Genomic DNA, 17,094 nt, shown 5'->3' on the forward strand with positions numbered 1-17,094 from the left:
TATTAATTTTACGTATAAAACAATTTTTATAGATTATTTTTGTACAGCTTGGTTTAGGGAATTGATTGATTTTCAATGGATGGGGTGAAAACAAACCCCGTAAGTAGTCTTACAGGGAATCTTATAGTGTAATAGAAGTGTTATTACTCAATTAATTGTTTAACAGGGTTTTCGGTGAAAATAAGAGCTTTTTATTCCTATTAATAAGTGTTTTTCCTAATTTTTGTTATTTTGAAAAATTTTCAAAAGCTTCTTCAAGTTTTGAAACAAAGTTGATGTGCTGGGTCTTATTACTTTCAAAGATAAAATCTTGCAGACTTTTGCTTTCATACTTACTAAAATCCCCAACAATAGCCAATGCGATCCGGTAATTGGAGAATTTTTGTAGAATTTCTCCTGCAATTTTGGTTTTCAGGTCAAAAAAATCTGGAGTGATGTCCTTTTCGTAAATAATTACTTTATCAAATCCCTGATAGTAAATGTTTCCCATAAGATCCAATCCGTCTTCTGCAGACTGAATGATCATCTGGTCTGAAGTTACTTCTGCAATTTGGATGTTTCCGATATTGTGTGGCTTGATGACCATGATTTCTGTGATGTATGGTTATGTTTTATGGTATAAAATTACTATTTTCTTCCATAAATGAACCTGTCATTTTCTGATAAGTCTTTTAATAACTGTGTATCAGAGAAGTCTTTATATAATTCCAGGGTTTCAGGTCCCAGCTTTTGATTGATCTCCAGAAACAGGAGACCATTATTTTTCAGATGCTCTTTTGCATCCTCAGCAATCTTTCTGTAAAAGATCAGGGCATCAGAAGTGGGAGAGAACAGGGCCATTACAGGTTCAAAACCTTTCACCGAATCAGCAATCTCAGTTTCTTCTTCAATACCTATATAGGGAGGGTTTGAAATTATAATATCATATTCTTCAGTCAGCTGAATATTCAGATAATCTGCATGAATGAATGTAACATCCAGCTGATGATAGGCTGCATTCCGCTTTGCTGTTTCCAGGGCTTTTTCAGAAAAATCCATTGAAGATACTTCAGTTTCAGGGAAATGCTTTTTTAAAACCAAAGGAATTATGCCGCTTCCGGTTCCGATATCCAGAATCTTTACAACATGGGCTGCAGATGGTAAGTTTTGATACTTTTTAATCTCCCGTATTGCTATTTCAAGCAATTCTTCTGTTTCTGGGCGGGGAATCAGTACATTTTCATCTACAAAGAATTTCATTCCGTAAAATTCCGTTTCCCCTAAAATCTGCAAATAAGGCTTTCCTGTTTTTAATTCTGAAATAATATGACCGAATTTTTCTTCATTCTCTGAAGATATTTCCTGATCTGCTGACTGGCGTTGCTGAATTGCATTTAATCCTAAGAGATGTTCTGCAAAAATCTGAAAGATAAATGCATTTTCCGATTCTGTATAAGTTTCTGAAAGATATGTTGAAAAACTTTTTTTAAGTTCTGCTAATGTCATGGTATTTAATAAAACATTTCTGTTTTCTTACTTTTTAATTCAATTCTATTCTCGCCTACCTGAAATTCATCCATTAAAGGAGAAGGTATTTTTTTATTGATTTTTTCTTTCCAGCTTTTGGTTTGTACCGCATTGTTTTTACTGCAGGTTTCAGAATAATAATCAAATATTGCATCCCCTGTAGATATATTATAATCCAACGACTGGAAATAATCACATGGTGAACCGAAATTAACGGAAGCTCCAATCAGGTACCAGGCATTGTTCTGGAATCTGTATCTATGGGTGTAATGCCATTTCTGCCGGCTTCCCCCAAAATGATTAACGATAATAGTTTTATTTTTAATACTGATACCTTCATAAGGATTTCCCATCATTCCGCCGTGCTCAGTAGAAAGAATAGGGTTGGTTGACTGATGCCATAATACCCAGTTTTCTCCCTCTTTTTTATAAATAGCAAGACTTTGAGCGAAGCCTAGATCTCCTTCTATTGGGGTTTCATAAATACAAACCGCTTCATCTTCAGGGCTGTTATCTAAATTTCCAAAATTCTGGTCTTTTAAATTCCAGAATTTTGGAGTAAATTCTTCAAGAGTTTTTGCTTTTTTCAGGGTAATTTCAGTATCGAAATTTCCACTTTTCACAGCCTCTTGAAAGGCATTTATCTGACTCTGTTTTTCGTTGGATATCTTTGGAATTTTGATCCTGATATCCTCCGCAGCTTTCGGAAATTCAGGGAGAGAAAAACTTTTTGGTTCAGAATTCGGGTCATAATATTTTATTTCACGATATTCATAATCAATAAGTTTCTTTTTACTGTTGGCTCCTTCATCAGGATCTTGCCTGTAATGTTTTTTTGAGATCCAGTTTCCCTGTTCATCATAAACATATTCGAAAGATTCTGCATATTGAAGATGTCCCGTATATTCTGTACTCTGCTCAAAAACAAGATTATTGTGATCATCATATCTTCGGGTGGTCTTTGTCGATTTTTCTGTTCCTAGCATATGATATTGCTGCTCAGTACGCTCCAGATAATCTTTAGAATAATAATATTCCGTCTTATTTTCCAGAGAATGATGATTGGCAAACCATGTTTCTGAAAGCAGATAGCCGCTTTTATCATAACGGAAAGCTACATCCCGGTTTTCAATGATATAATCTTTAGTGTCAATAGGCTTATAGGTTCCGTTCATCCATTGATAACGATGAATTTTAGACTGGTACAAAGGTGTTTTTTTGGTGAGAAAAGGAAATTCAAAAATATATTCCTTTTCGGGATCTGCTATAGAATCATAACCGTAATCAAGGATTTTAACCGTTGTTTTTTTTGCTTCTGAAGAATAGCTGTACTGTGTATATCCTTCATAAATAAACGATTGGCTGTCATCTTTTTTATACTCAATTTCTTCCTGAAGGTTATTCTCTTTATTGTAAAAAAGCCAGTTATACCGGGATCTGTTTTTATTCTCAACAGATTCTTTAAGAACGAGAAGGTTATTTTTATAATGAAATTTTTCTACAACAGCATTCGTATCGTAATTATATTTTTGATACAGTTTCCGGCCATCCCGAAGATACTCTGTATAAGATTCCTGATTGTAATAAAGTCCGTCACGATTGATGGAACTGCTGTTTTTTTGTTCAGCCTTTTTAAACTTTATAACAGAAAAAATATTTGTGGTCGCAAAGTTTACCGAATCACTATACGCACTGTTAAAAGTGTGATTGTCAAGAGATCCATTTATGGATGCATTTTTTTCCTGGGCATAGCTGACCATAAAACTTATTGAGAAAACAAGTTTCAAAACCTTTGGAACAGCTATATTTCGGACCTCTGCAGTGTTCATTTATCTAGTGAAGACCAGTTTGGTATCGGTAGATTTCTCTTCGCTAATTCTGTATCCTTCATAGTTGAAAGCTTTTACATCATCAAGGGTCTGAGCCTTGGTTTCTGCACAGAATCTTACTACAAGACCTCTTGCATGTTTTGTATACACTACAATGGTTTTCAGTTTACCGTCTTTCAGTTCATAAAAATCAAAATCAACCACTTGATGGTTCAGTTTTTTTCTGTCGATTACTTTTCCGTATTCATTACTGGCCAGATGAAGCAGAATTTCACCTTTTTTCATTTCAGTATTCAGCTGTTCTGTGATCTTTTCTCTCCAGAATTCATACAGGTTTTTGTACTGGTCGAATTCAAAATGACGTCCCATTTCAAGCCTATACAGCATTACCTTATCAGAAGGCTTCAAAAGACCATAAAGCCCGGAAAGCATTCTGTAATTTTTCTGCAGATAGTCTACTGCATCTTTGTCGAGAGTTTTAGCATCCAAGCCTCTGTATACTTCACCGGTAAAGGCAAACATGGCAGGGGCAGACTCTTTAGCTGTAGGTTTAGACTTCCATTTTTGATTTCTTTCCCAGTTTTCATCAGCCAGTTTTGGTGAGATTTCCATGAGTTCGGAAAGATATTTTGGTGATTTTTCTTTTAAATAAGTTTGTATAAAAGCTGCGTCTTCAATGAATTTAGGAGTCGTGGATTTCAACAGGTCCGTTGAATTTTCTACGTTCATTAATTTGGCAGGTGATGTTACAATTTTCATAATGTTAAAATACAGATAAATGTTTAAAATCAATAAAATTCATGGCCATCAGTGAGATCAGATCGATCATAAAATGACAGGCAATCAGAATTTTAATATTTGAATATTTTTTATAAAACAAAGCAAAAATAATCCCAATAAAGAAAGGTATTATAACCTGACCAATGGTTCCGTAAGTGCTGTGCAGAATTCCGAATAAAGCAGCAGAAACTAAAATTCCGGCATATGGACTATTATATATTTTCTCAATCCTGGGTTGTATATAGCCTCGCATCAGAAGCTCTTCAACAGTACCTGCTGTAAAGCATGTAAAAATAATTAAAAAATAATTATTCTTAAAAATTGAAGCGAATTGCAGAATTTTACTACTCTCTTCTTTATGGATGAAGTTCTGGATCAACAGATTGATCACAGCTCCTCCAAAAACACAGAACAGATATAAGCAGATTACAGCTTTTATACTGAACGAAACGGAATATTTTTTCTCTTTCTGAACTAAAAAAGACTCTTTCTCAATATAATGACTGTACAGAAGTATAACTAGGAAAACGGCCCAGATAGCAAGCCTGCTGATAAAAAAAGTATCTCCCGTAATGCTTCTTACTCCTGTAACCATACTGATAACAGGAAAAACATACAGCATCACTATGCCTAGAAGCATAAATGTGAGCAGAATTCCTACAGAATATTTTCCATTAAGCCCCATACAACCTATCAACTGCTCTTATACTAATCAGAATCTTAAACGTCAAAAATCTCGAACTAAATAATTCCTTTCCCCTGACGGATAATTTCAGGTTCCCCGGAAGTAAGGTCTACAATAGTTGAAGCCACATTATCTCCATACCCTGAATCAATAACAATATCCACCAGATGATCATATTTTTCAGCGATCAGCTCAGGATCTGTAGAATATTCAATAATCTCATCATCATCTTTGATGGAGGTGGAAGCAATAGGGTGTCCCAGTTTTTCAACAATAAGCTGCGGAATCGGATGGTCCGGAACACGGATACCAATTGTTTTGTGGCCTTTATAGGCTAAAGGTAAACTTTTGTTAGCTTCAAGAATAAAAGTAAATGGTCCCGGAAGGTGACTTTTCAGAAACCTGAAAACCGAAGTGTCAATAGGTCTTGTAAAATCGGAAAGATGACTCAGATCATTACAGATGATTGAGAATTTTGACTTTTCAAGTTTCAGTTTTTTCAGTTGGGCTAACTTTTCCATGGCTTTTATATCAAAAATATTACAGCCAAGCGCATAAATCGTATCTGAAGGATAGATAATCAATCCGCCATTATTTAATGTTTTAATGACTTCATTCACAAGGTTTTCCTGTGGATTGTCGGGATAAATTTTTAATATCTTTGCCATAAAACAAAGATACAAATAATAAAATAGTTTTCATAAAAGTCCTTTATTTAAAAGAAAAATTAGGATTTTTTAAAAAAAATCGTACCTTTGCAATCTAATATCGCGGGATGGAGCAGTAGGTAGCTCGTCGGGCTCATAACCCGAAGGTCATCGGTTCGAGTCCGGTTCCCGCTACTCAATGAGAGAAGTAATACATATTGCTTCTCTTTTTTTATTGTTTAATCATGAGCAAATCCCCAGAAGTTTTTTTCATCTGTTCCTGTATCAGCACATGCAAAAGAATGCTGTAATGTTTTAGAGGTGATAATAATACTGTCCTTTTTAAAGAGAATTCCCTGTAAGCCTTTGCCACAAATTTTAGGCTTATCCTGCTTCTCTATATTTCCCAGAATAATTAAAGTATGATCTACTTTAATGTCCGGATAAGAAAAGCTCTCTGATTTCTTATTTCCATCTCTTAGAAAATAACAAGGTGGACTTATTTTTATATTTCCAGATAATGTATAGGTTTTTGAATTAACCCTTAACTCTGCTTTTCCATTAGCTCCAATAATACGCCATTTATTGATGTTGTATCTGTGACTTTTGCAATATGAGTTTTTGTATCTGGTAGATCATACTTATCCTTATTTTTTTACATGAAAAAAGGAAAAATGAAAGAGTAAGTATAAGTGCTATATTTTTCATGGTAAGATTTATTGTTCAAATCTGATCATCTCGAAATAGTTTTATCTAGGTTAATGAATATTTTGTAATCATTACTTGATAGATTTAATGTTAGAAGAATGAGTTTTAAAGTCTAAAATGGGGAAAGTATAAAGAGAAAAGGCTGGTTTCAGACAAAATTTTTCTCACTGATTATCCGGCTACTAAAAGGATTTAGAGACGAAAAGAGGGTGAATATTTTTAGTTTACGAAAAAAGTCGTACATTTGCAATCCAATATCGCGGGATGGAGCAGTAGGTAGCTCGTCGGGCTCATAACCCGAAGGTCATCGGTTCGAGTCCGGTTCCCGCTACTAAGCAAGTGCTTTCGGTAAGCACTCTAAAAATACACCGCGGGATGGAGCAGTAGGTAGCTCGTCGGGCTCATAACCCGAAGGTCATCGGTTCGAGTCCGGTTCCCGCTACTAAACCAAAAGCGATGCAACAAAAAGTTGCATCGCTTTTTTATTGATAAAATTTATTTGAATTATATTTCAGGTATGATTATATTGAAATTCCATATTCAGGTTTTGGGAATTCACCGGGAGTTTTGTATCGGGTAGAGCTTCCCTTGTGGTACCATGCACCTAGTCCGGAGATCATTAAGGCCATATAATGCACAAAACGTTCTATATTTTTTTGTTCCATACCAAAATCAGGTAAGTTGTTTTGTAATTCTACAAACTCATTTATATATGAATCATGGATATGTATAGCTTCAGTAATAGCTTCTTCTGTTGAAACTTTGTATTGATTTTTTATGACAAGTATAATATTGAGAACTTCTGTATCTACTGCCAATTCTTTTTCTATTGAAGCGAAATCATTCTGAATGGCCATGATACGACACATCAACATTTTCAATCGCTTGATTACCGGATGTTCAGATATAGAGTTTGGAACAATATAATGCATAGAGGGCTCAACCGGGTCTCCATAAGGATACATGGAAATTGAGTATTCACGGATAAGCAAAAGGTTGTTTAAAGTAGGAAATTCCTTTTTTAGCTTATATGGTGTTTCTTCCATAATTCCATAGGTTGTATAATCATAAAAATTTTTTGTCCAACGTTCGAACCAATCGTCATTAGCATAAGGAAGAAATTCTTGTCTGCTTAAGGCTACTTGTCTCATAAGTCCAATATCATCTGCTTTGGGTTTTGCGCCCATCATGATGTCCATAATATGATTTCTGATGTCGGAAAGCTTATTAACTGGACACACTTCATAATAATCATCATATAATGTGAGCCATACCATAAATCTTGCTATGGGTTTAAGTTGTTCCTTAGTGCTGGCAGCTGGAAACATATAGGATGCTGCTTCTACTAAGCCATGTTTTTTATATTTTTTTCTTGTAGCTTCAGACATAAACTGATAATCGGTATCAATCCAGTTGTTCTGTTCTTCGTAAAATGATTGTGAGAAAGGGCCAATTTCATATGGCCAAGGGTATTGTAAAACGGGAACATCTTCTTGTTTCATGATTTAAATATTTAATAAGTGATTATGTATTCTTTTTTATTAAGATTGTTTTTGGTTGAGCTTTTCTTTTAATTCAACAGCACTTGGAAATTCAGCCTGGTTATAACGATCCAGCTTGGTAGAAATGTTCTTCCATCCGCTAAGGACCATACTCATATAATGTACCCAATTGACAACCGCATCATGCCATATCCCGAAATCCGGAAGAGAGGCTTGCAGTTCTAAAAATTCTTTTAAGTCTTCATTGTGGAGGCGAAGGTCTTCAAGACAGGCCTCTTTCAGGGACATCTGGTTTTGGTGTTGAATTACTTTTACAATATTGTAATAGATACTGTCTGTAGCTTCATCTTTTATTACCGACTGTACTTCGTTGAAAAAAGTAACCAAATGACAGGCTAATGCCTGCAGACGCTGAATCACCGGATGTTCATGTATTTCAGGAGGAAGAACAACACCCGTTTCCACTTCTGTCAGCTGTAGGAAAGGGTAGAGGCATATAGAGTCTTCTCGTAAAGTAATGCATTCTTTCACAGAGGGATACATCTTATTTTTTTTGTACTTAAGCTCGGTTTCAAGTCCATTAAAATATCTGCTGATCATTTGTGTAAAACGAGATAGCGATTCTTTTGGAATAAATTGCAGTAATTCTTCTCTAAGGGAAGCAAGCATAGCTCCTAAAGGTATTCCTGATTCTTCGGCGGTTATCTCACCATTTAATATGGCAACTGATTGGGCGTGTACATATCCTATTTCATTGGGATCGCTCTCCTCATAAAGATCGTCATTGTATAGCGTCCATAGCATTAACCTGCAGATAGGTTTGAATCTTTCAGGTGATGCAGTTGGAAACCATTGAGCAGCAATATGGGCGGTTTTAGTCTTTTTGTACTTTTTGCGGAGATCAGGATTCTGCGCATAAAGCCATAAGTATTCTCCATCGATCCATTGGCTCTCAGTAATCTCTTGCAGTTGTTCTGCGTTAGGGTTTTTTAATGTAGGGAATGGGTACCTAAACTGCTTACGAAGCAGCTCAAGTGTGCTGAAATTTTCATGGTTCATGACTAATGTTTTTGATTTGGTATTGAAGTAAATATATTATTTTTTTTCAAAAACAAGTATATTGTTTTAAATTATTCAATAATAAATGATTATATGATTAATATTATTTTATTTATTTCATATATAACTAATTTGTGAAATAATTTAAAATGCTCTTCAATACAGAATAATTTTTTTTTTATTTCACTTTTGATCTCAATTAAACTGGATAAGTTCACGAAGTAAAAAGAGGAATATATTTTTACTTTTTTAGGCTTATTTCCACTTATGAAGAATTTTTTTTCACCCTTTTTTTACCCTTTTTGTTTATATGTAATGTGGTAAATCATAGAATGTTAGTTTTATTTATATAATTCTAAACTTTATTTAAATTATGAAACTTATGAACGGTTTTATACTTTATTATTGACTAGTACATTTTGAACGATCTTGGAAAATGATAGGATGCTAAGAATTCTTTGAATAGCCACTGCTTGTAAGACACGATGATTTTATCGGAGATATTCTCGTAGATTATGCAGATATCCGGAAGAATATTTAGCTGCTACGAATGCACGAATAATTCTATTTATGTTAAAAATTATACCTAGTTATGGGTAAAAATAATTAGTTTAACCGCATAGGGGTATAGAATATTGTAATGAAAAGATAATTGTAACTATGTTTTCATGTGGAGAATCTTGGATTCTTCTGTGCTTTAAAAAGAATGAATGTAATAAGGCTTTTGGGCTTTTTGCGTTTTCAGACTTTAAAAGCTCATAGATTTTGTTGACTACACAGATTCTTTTAAAGAGATGAACTCAATCTTTGACATTTTATAATTGCCACGAATACGATAATGATGTTATTCGTGAATCCGTGGCATTTGTTTCTGGCTCTAAAAATTCTAATGAGATCTTTATAGGACTCTAAAAATCAGAAGATATTAATGACCTTTCTTTGTAGCCATTACCGAATAAACCATAGGGATTTTATCTTCCAAATGTTCTATCCTATACTTTTTAGGTTCAAATTCAACTGTTTTATTGAAACAATTGTAAGGGGAATAGTCAAATTCATCAAGGTTGTTGATCTCAAGTCCGTTTTTGATCAGACTGTTTATGACTTCACTTAATCCATGATTCCACATCACATAAGTTTGGGTAATATCTGCCTCTCTGTCTGCATACGTTCCGTTTTCCGTTTCTACAATTGCTCCGGAATTAAAATATCGGTACCCTACCGTTTCAAAGTTATCATCAAACATCCAGACTACAGGATGGAACTCAACAAACACAAATTTTCCGTTAGGTTTTAAAAAGTGGGTAATCACTTTTGCCCATTGATCCAAGTCCGGTAACCATCCAATGGTTCCATAGCTGGTAAAAACAATGTCAAACTGTTTATCCAAATGGTTAGGCAGATCATAGATGTCACTACAAACAAAAGTAGTATTTGTATGTACATCACTTGCCAGTTTCCGGGCGCTTTCAATTGCTTTATCCGATAGATCCACTCCTGTAACTTCTGCACCTAATCTGCTTAGTGATATGGAATCCTGTCCGAAATGGCATTGTAAATGTAGAATTGATTTTCCCTGCAGATCACCCAACAGGTTAAGTTCAATATCATTTAATGAGCTTTTTCCATTCAAAAAACTATCAAGATCATAGAATTCAGAATTTAAATGGGTTTCGGTTCTGTTATTCCAGGAATTTTTGTTGATTTCTATATAATTATTCTCTGGGTTCATTTTGTATTAGTTTATTAAAAGAGAAGAGCCTAAATTACACAAAATATTTATTTTAAATGATGTAGTTGTTGGTATTTCCATTGTTGATACTTTTCTTTCATGCAATGACCACAAGGCCGGAATCCATTTTGCCAGGCTTCCTCTTCATTCGTAAAGAAAATTCTGTTTTCTCTTTTCATTCTTTTTCCTGAAGCACAACTTAACAAACCGTAGATTTTCAGTTTTTTATTTCCACCTAGACGGATTTCCTGTTTTCTGATTTTGCTTCTCAGTTCAGAAGCAGAGAATTGGGGATGTAGTATCATATTTTAGTAAGAAAGTTAGAGGCTTAAAGAGGGGAGTTCTTGAAGCCGTGGATTATAACATCTTTTTATTATTTTAATACATTTACAATTAAGGGTAATTATTACTTTGTGGTTTAAAAGTTTCTCTATCTGCCCATTTTTTATCCGGTCACTTCTCTGCGTCATGAAAAATAATCCCCAGTGCATAACGTTTTCCCGTTTTCACTTCACTCACGCCATGTTTCATATTAACTCTGTAATATCCTTTTGTTCCTTTTTCAGGCTTGAAATTCGTGGTGAAAATAAGAATGTCTCCTTTTTTAGGCTTTAAAACAATCGCTTTAGACTGTGCTCTCGGAATTTGCTGGGTTAGGACAAATTCTCCCCCTGTAAAATCATGGTCAGGTTCGCTCAGCATTAATACAACCTGAATGGGAAAGTAAAGATCACCATATAAGTCCTGATGTAAAGTATTAAAACCTCCTTCACCATATTTAAGAATCAAAACAGTAGCCTTTTGCTGGGCATTGGAATGGCATTGCTGTAAAAAAACCTTGTGCTCCACAGGAAAATAGGTAGGGATATTCAAGGCTTTAAACCAAGTGTTGGCAATAGGAGCGAGATGCGGATAGATATAGGTACGTAAATTCTGAATTAATTCGGGCAATGGATAATTAAAATATTTATATTCACCCAGTCCAAAACGGTGTCTGGCCATTACAACAGTCTTACGATATAGTTCAGTCTGAGCATAACCGGAAGCCAGTGTATTGCATTCATCATCTGATAATACATTGGGAACAGCAGCATATCCATTCTGATGCATCGATTCTGTAACAGATTGCCAGTCTATATCTTTAATTCTTTGAAGTATATCTGTCATTGTTTTGTTTTTACAGAACAAAGATCTGAACTTGAGGTCAGGTATAAAATCCGGAACATGCGATATTTCGCTTATTGTAATAGTGTTAAAAATCTTATTTTAAACTTTCTGGACTATCTTTCTAACTTAAATCTGGATGGTAGATACAGTCCTGTTTAGATATACTTTTGCCATGTTAATAAAATACATATAACAATGAATTACACAATTAAAAAAGCAAGTCTTGAGGACCTTAATGAAACAGCCGAATTATTTAATCTTTACCGTATTTTTTACAGACAGGCATCAGATTTGGAAAAAGGGAAAGCATTTCTTAAGGAAAGATTTCTGAACAGTGAGTCTGATATTTTCCTTGCCTGGGCAGACGGTAAAGCTGTAGGTTTTGTACAGCTTTACAAATTATTTCATTATACCAAACTCCAAAAGCAATGGCTGTTGAGTGACTTATTTGTTCATCCTGATTATAGAGGAAAAGGGCTTTCTGTGGCATTAATTGATCGCAGTAAGCAATGGTGTGAGGAAACAGGAGCCTGTGGACTGATGCTTGAAACCGAAAAAACAAATGAAATTGGCAATATCCTGTATCCCCGTTGCGGATTTGAATATGACGGACTGCATAATTACTACTACTGGTGGAAATAGATTAAAACAACATAAACATGAAATGATGATTCCCTCTGTTATTAGTTATTTATACGGAATATTGAGTAGTATTATTTCTACAATTACCAACATTTAATTCTACAGTTATTCTTTTACGGGTAGGGTGCATAGCCCTATTTTTGTACAGCTCTTATAGGTCAAGGGTAGGACAGTTGATTCTATTAGAGCTTATGCAAATTATCTCCGCCTTATTTCTACTTTTTCCCCAAGTTTTATGATTAGTACCACAAAACTGCTTTTTGGCGGGGATTTTTTGCTCTACAAAAAAAGAGAACTGTTTTACAGTTCTCTTTTGATATTATTAAGGTATGATTTCTATTATTGAGCTAACTGAGTGTAAGGAGTAAGTTTATTATCATCACTCATAGTTGTTCCCAGAAATTCTCTCTTTTGGTCAGCTTTCATTCTTCCTGCAGCATCATTAGCATTGAAGTAAGCTTCGTTAAGTTTGGTTGCAATCTCAGCTGGTTTGAAATCGAATTTTGTATCTCCTTCTACTCCTAAATATCCGTTCTTTCTGGTAAGATTAGAAATATAGTTGGCGTAATTGATGAATGTATTTCTAAGGTATTGCGTATGATATTCCATACATTTTTTAGCTTTCTTGGAAGAATTGTTCATGATACAGTTTTTCATATTGTTTCTGTATAAAAACCATTCAGATTCTAAGATGCCATACTCTTTTCCCAGTGCTGTTTTTCCGTTGATCACAATATTATTGTCACCTTCTTTTGTCGCAATGGCCTGAAGATGTTGAATGACCAATGGAACTGTAGCTTCAATTTTAGATTTAGTATCCTTTAGTATGCTAAGATCAGCAGCAGGAGATTTTTTCTTTTGAGCTGTAGTAACGTTAAAAATCAGCAGCAGTAGTACAATCAATAAATTATATCTTTTCATGAGAAATTTTTAAGGCACTAAAATAAATATAATTTCCCGGTTTTAACAAATTCATTTTAATAAAATTTAACAATTCTACAATGTAATTTGTTCATTATTGTATAAATGATGGTTTTCAATGGTTTATTGAGATGATTTTTTTATAAAATTTCTTAATAATAAATAAATTTCATGTTCATTAAGGTTGTTCGCGTTTTAAATTGTTAAAGTTTATATGAGAACTTTTAATCTGGTTCAATATTGAAGAAATATTCAATGATGTAATTTAAACCAATATAAATTAACTGTTTACTGTACATTTTCTGATCTTTGGAGGCTGTTTTCCATTCTGTTTTAACATGAATTCTTATAAATACTAATAAAAATCAGGTTTTCGGGGCGAAATAAAGTGTTTTATTGTTTAGAATTATTATAAATAAAATTATATTTGCGGTTAATTATTTTTAATAAGACTAAATAATCATAAAATGCAGCAGACTGGTAATAAAAAATCCAAGGGTACCTTTAAAAAATATATTCTGAAAGCTCATTTATGGCTCGGGTTGCTTTCCGGTATCATTGTATTAATTGTTTCTTTGTCAGGTGCATTTTTTGTTTTCAATGAAGATATTACTGCTGCATTGCGTAAGGAACAAACCTTTCATGGTGAGAAGGATATTCAGCATAAGAAGCCAATTCCTTTGCGAGAGTTAAAAAAACTGGTTAATGCACAATTAAAAAATGAAATTGTAAAAGCAGATGAAGTTACCATTCCTGTAGATCCTGCCCGTTCCTATCAATTTGGACTGATTAAAGGTAATCCTGAAGGCTGGAATCATTTCAACAGCATTATTGTCTATAAAAACGTTTATGTAAACCAATATACCGGAAAGATCATTGCAATATATGATGTAAAAAATAATCCTTTCTTTATCTGTATGGCATTGCACCGCTCTTTACTGTTGAGTGACAAAGTTGGGGGTACTATTGTAGGTGTATCTACAATTATCTTTGTAGTAATGCTGATTACCGGGATTGTCCTATGGTGGCCGAAGAATAAAAAAATGCGAAAACAACGCCTGTGGTTCCAATGGGAGAAAGTAAAAGGCTGGCGACGAAAGAACTATGATATGCACAATATCCTTGGTTTTTACGTTTCCTTCTTGGCCCTTATCGTTGCTGTTACAGGGATTATGTATTCGTTCCGTATTACTCAAATGTGGGTATATGTATTGCTTAATGGTTTTTCCTCAGCGACAGCGGATTTCAGCCAGTACAAAACAACAGCTCCGGAATCTGTAGAAACAGCAACAACCATAGACCGAATTATAGAACAGGTAAAAATTCATTATCCAACGGCTCATTCTTTTGGAGTTGATCTGGAAGATCATACAGAAGCAGATCACAAACACGATAATCTGAGCATATGGATCAAGGAAAAAGAGTTCACTTATGCTGAGTCTTCCATGATGATTTTTGACGAACATTCAGGAAAACTGTTATTTAACCGTCCACATGAAGACAAGGTTATGGCTGAAAGAGCTACAGATGCTACCTATGATTTACATGTGGGAGCCTTCTTTGGAATGCCCGGTAAAATATTAGCTTTTATCATGAGCTTATTCTGTGCTTCATTGCCTGTAACCGGGTTTATGATCTGGTGGGGCAGGAAAAATAAAAAGAAAACAACAACCTAAACTCATTATTCATGAAGAAACACTATATATGGCTACCTTTAATGGCGAGCCTGAATGGCTACGGACAAACAGAAAGCCAGAACGACTCTCTGCAGACGGAAAAAATTTCAGAGATTAGTGGCATTGTAGTAAAAGGTAACAAAGCGGTTTTTCAGCAGAAAGCTGATAAAATGATTTTTAATGTTGAAAACAGTGTACTGTCTGATGGAACTACTGTATTGGAAGTACTGGGCAAAACACCGGGGGTAGTGGTTTCGCAGGAAGGTGAGCTATCCTTACGCGGTAAGAAAGGGGTAAGTGTAATGATTAACGGTAAGCTGAGTTCACTGTCAACTAAGGAGCTGGCCAATTTGTTACGTTCTACCAATTCTACATTGGTAAAGAATATTGAAATTATTGCCAATCCTTCTTCCAAATATGATGCAGCCGGAAATGCAGGGATCATTAATATTGTTCTTAAAAAGAGCTCACTGGAAGGGCTTAGCGGTAACTACTATATAAATGGCGGAAGAGGCCGTAAAAACAGGGTAAATACCGGATTAAGTCTGAACTATACCCATAAGAAACTGTCTTTACACGGAGATTATAGTTACACATTCCGTGGTGAGGAAGAAAGACGGGAATTTAGTCAGGTTTTCTTTGATGAAAAGCAGCCACAGCAGATGACGAGAAGAACGGATCAGAACTCAACAACAAATGAGCCTTTAACGTCCAACAATTTTAAAGTAGGAGCAGACTATGCTTTCAGTGATAAAACAAGTATTGGCGCTTTATTCGATGCTAAAATAGGGCGGTATGAAGACTTCTCGAAGGGCGAAAACAGGATATTTCAGCCTGTAGATAATCTATTTGCTCATGTGCTTTCTGATAACCAAAGTAAAGAAAACTGGTACGATTATACCTATAATCTAAAAGGGACACACATTTTCAACGAAAAAGACTATAAAGTAGATGTAGATCTGGAATACGAAACTTCGCGTTTCTCTTCCCGTCAGAATCAGCTTTCGGATGCATTAGTGAATCAGGGGACAGAGAAGTTTAACAATAGGAGAGGGAGTATTGCTTCCCGTCTGAAGGTTTTCAATGCTAAAGTAGATTTTACGCTTCCTTTTAGTGAAAAGCATAGTCTGGAAACAGGGCTGAAGTCTACTGTAAAGTCAAATAAGAATCCTTCGGAATATTTTATACAACAGGGCGAAGAATGGATCAATGATGATAAAGCAAGTAATGAATATGTATACAAAGAACAGATTCATGCGCTGTATGCCAACTATAAGCTAAATCTTACGAAGTGGACCTTCCAGCTGGGGTTGAGAACGGAAATGACCCATACAGACATCAATCAGAAAACGTCTCAGGAACAACGGAAAAGAGATTATACAAACCTGTTTCCCAGTGCATCTATCAAATATCAGATGAATGATCAGCATGGATTCTATGCTTCATACAGTAAAAGAATCAACAGACCAAGCCACTTCGACCTGAATCCGTTCCGTTTTTACGATGATCCGTTCAACTATTGGCAGGGAAATCCTAATCTGAATCCCGAGTTTACCCATGCAACAGAAGTGGGCTATACCTTCGGGAAATACATCATAGCATCTGCTTATTTTAGTGTAACAAATGATGTAATGACAGAGGTATATAATTATCAGCCGGACACTGGAATTTTGGTTAAAACCCAGGACAACCTGAACAAATCTTATGTGTATGGTGCCAATATAACGGCTACTACAAAGCTTTTCAGCTTCTGGTCGCTTACTTCCATGTTTAATATATTCAACAATGAGTATAAAGGCAATTATCAGAATTATTCGGTGAACAGTTCACAGCTTGCATTTACGGTTAATGCACAAAACAGTTTTAATATTGCAAAAGGATTGAAAGCAGAAGCTAATGCACAGTATTTCTCGAAATCAAACATTGGCTTGTTTATCCGTGATGCTTACTTTGATCTGACATTAGGAGTTTCAAAAACATTATTGAAAGATAAAGCAACCGTAAAATTTGCAGTAACTGACTTGTTAAAAACAAATAATTACCGTGTAACAGGAGATAACTTCAGTTCTACTATTCGACAGAAATATAATCTGGATAGCCGGGTAGTAACATTATCGTTCAATTACAAACTTTAATATGCAAAGCCTTGTCAAGGTTTCAAACCTTGACAAGGCTCTTTAACTACCAATCTCTTTAGCTTCCTACAGCACTTGAAATAGAAACTAAAAAAAGCTGTTCTC

The 17,094-nt window shown here is 34.8% G+C and carries 15 protein-coding genes and 3 tRNA genes; 6 read left to right on the forward strand and 12 right to left on the reverse strand.

Features of this window, described 5'->3' with window-relative positions:
* Positions 1-226: 226 nt before the first annotated feature.
* From WH267_RS09935 to WH267_RS09960, 6 genes are all read right to left on the reverse strand, one after another.
* Complete coding sequence (locus tag WH267_RS09935; RefSeq protein WP_340007857.1) at positions 227-586, reverse strand: DUF4180 domain-containing protein; 360 nt, start codon at positions 584-586, stop codon at positions 227-229.
* Positions 587-627: 41 nt separating this feature from the next.
* Complete coding sequence (prmC, locus tag WH267_RS09940) at positions 628-1,485, reverse strand: peptide chain release factor N(5)-glutamine methyltransferase (RefSeq protein ID WP_340007859.1); 858 nt, start codon at positions 1,483-1,485, stop codon at positions 628-630.
* 5 nt (positions 1,486-1,490) lie between these two features.
* Complete coding sequence (locus tag WH267_RS09945; RefSeq protein WP_340007861.1) at positions 1,491-3,335, reverse strand: hypothetical protein; 1,845 nt, start codon at positions 3,333-3,335, stop codon at positions 1,491-1,493.
* Positions 3,336-4,094 (reverse strand): peroxide stress protein YaaA, encoded by a 759-nt coding sequence (gene yaaA, locus WH267_RS09950; protein WP_340007863.1) that lies wholly within the window; start codon positions 4,092-4,094, stop codon positions 3,336-3,338.
* 4 nt (positions 4,095-4,098) lie between these two features.
* Positions 4,099-4,755, reverse strand: a complete 657-nt coding sequence (locus WH267_RS09955) for a CPBP family intramembrane glutamic endopeptidase (protein WP_340007865.1) — start codon at positions 4,753-4,755, stop codon at positions 4,099-4,101.
* A 101-nt stretch (positions 4,756-4,856) separates the two neighbouring features.
* A complete protein-coding gene (locus tag WH267_RS09960; RefSeq protein ID WP_115971624.1) occupies positions 4,857-5,468 on the reverse strand; it encodes an L-threonylcarbamoyladenylate synthase in 612 nt (203 codons plus the stop codon).
* 101 nt (positions 5,469-5,569) lie between these two features.
* Between WH267_RS09960 and WH267_RS09965 the strand changes: the two genes are divergently transcribed.
* From WH267_RS09965 to WH267_RS09975, 3 genes are all read left to right on the forward strand, one after another.
* A tRNA-Met gene (locus tag WH267_RS09965) sits at positions 5,570-5,642 on the forward strand.
* A 771-nt stretch (positions 5,643-6,413) separates the two neighbouring features.
* Positions 6,414-6,486: transfer RNA gene (locus tag WH267_RS09970), tRNA-Met, on the forward strand.
* A 38-nt stretch (positions 6,487-6,524) separates the two neighbouring features.
* A tRNA-Met gene (locus tag WH267_RS09975) sits at positions 6,525-6,597 on the forward strand.
* A 79-nt stretch (positions 6,598-6,676) separates the two neighbouring features.
* Here WH267_RS09975 and WH267_RS09980 read toward each other — a convergent pair.
* The 5 genes from WH267_RS09980 to WH267_RS10000 all read right to left on the reverse strand — a co-directional run bounded on the left by WH267_RS09980 (position 6,677) and on the right by WH267_RS10000 (position 11,615).
* Complete coding sequence (locus WH267_RS09980) at positions 6,677-7,657, reverse strand: terpene synthase family protein (RefSeq protein WP_340007869.1); 981 nt, start codon at positions 7,655-7,657, stop codon at positions 6,677-6,679.
* 39 nt (positions 7,658-7,696) lie between these two features.
* Entirely contained in the window at positions 7,697-8,716 is a 1,020-nt protein-coding gene (locus WH267_RS09985; protein WP_340007870.1) for a terpene synthase family protein, read from the reverse strand.
* A 925-nt stretch (positions 8,717-9,641) separates the two neighbouring features.
* The gene (locus WH267_RS09990) at positions 9,642-10,448 is read right to left on the reverse strand and encodes a class I SAM-dependent methyltransferase (RefSeq protein WP_340007872.1); all 807 of its coding nucleotides are present in this window, start codon (positions 10,446-10,448) and stop codon (positions 9,642-9,644) included.
* Positions 10,449-10,495: 47 nt separating this feature from the next.
* Positions 10,496-10,753: an Ada metal-binding domain-containing protein gene (locus WH267_RS09995; RefSeq protein ID WP_340007874.1), complete on the reverse strand. Its 258-nt coding sequence runs from the start codon at positions 10,751-10,753 to the stop codon at positions 10,496-10,498.
* A 148-nt stretch (positions 10,754-10,901) separates the two neighbouring features.
* Complete coding sequence (locus WH267_RS10000) at positions 10,902-11,615, reverse strand: 2OG-Fe(II) oxygenase (protein WP_340007876.1); 714 nt, start codon at positions 11,613-11,615, stop codon at positions 10,902-10,904.
* A gap of 195 nt (positions 11,616-11,810) precedes the next feature.
* Between WH267_RS10000 and WH267_RS10005 the strand changes: the two genes are divergently transcribed.
* Positions 11,811-12,257, forward strand: coding sequence for a GNAT family N-acetyltransferase (locus WH267_RS10005; protein ID WP_115971631.1), 447 nt, complete (start codon positions 11,811-11,813; stop codon positions 12,255-12,257).
* Positions 12,258-12,596: 339 nt separating this feature from the next.
* Here WH267_RS10005 and WH267_RS10010 read toward each other — a convergent pair whose 3' ends face one another.
* On the reverse strand, positions 12,597-13,178 hold the full coding sequence (locus WH267_RS10010) for a hypothetical protein (protein WP_340007879.1): 582 nt from the start codon (positions 13,176-13,178) through the stop codon (positions 12,597-12,599).
* A gap of 467 nt (positions 13,179-13,645) precedes the next feature.
* Between WH267_RS10010 and WH267_RS10015 the strand changes: the two genes are divergently transcribed.
* Both WH267_RS10015 and WH267_RS10020 read left to right on the forward strand, forming a co-directional pair.
* Positions 13,646-14,854, forward strand: a complete 1,209-nt coding sequence (locus tag WH267_RS10015) for a PepSY-associated TM helix domain-containing protein (RefSeq protein WP_340007881.1) — start codon at positions 13,646-13,648, stop codon at positions 14,852-14,854.
* A gap of 11 nt (positions 14,855-14,865) precedes the next feature.
* Positions 14,866-16,989, forward strand: coding sequence for a TonB-dependent receptor domain-containing protein (locus tag WH267_RS10020; RefSeq protein ID WP_123318903.1), 2,124 nt, complete (start codon positions 14,866-14,868; stop codon positions 16,987-16,989).
* Positions 16,990-17,094: the final 105 nt, after the last annotated feature.

Source organism: Chryseobacterium sp. MYb328, assembly GCF_037572595.1.
Taxonomy (GTDB): domain Bacteria; phylum Bacteroidota; class Bacteroidia; order Flavobacteriales; family Weeksellaceae; genus Chryseobacterium; species Chryseobacterium pennae.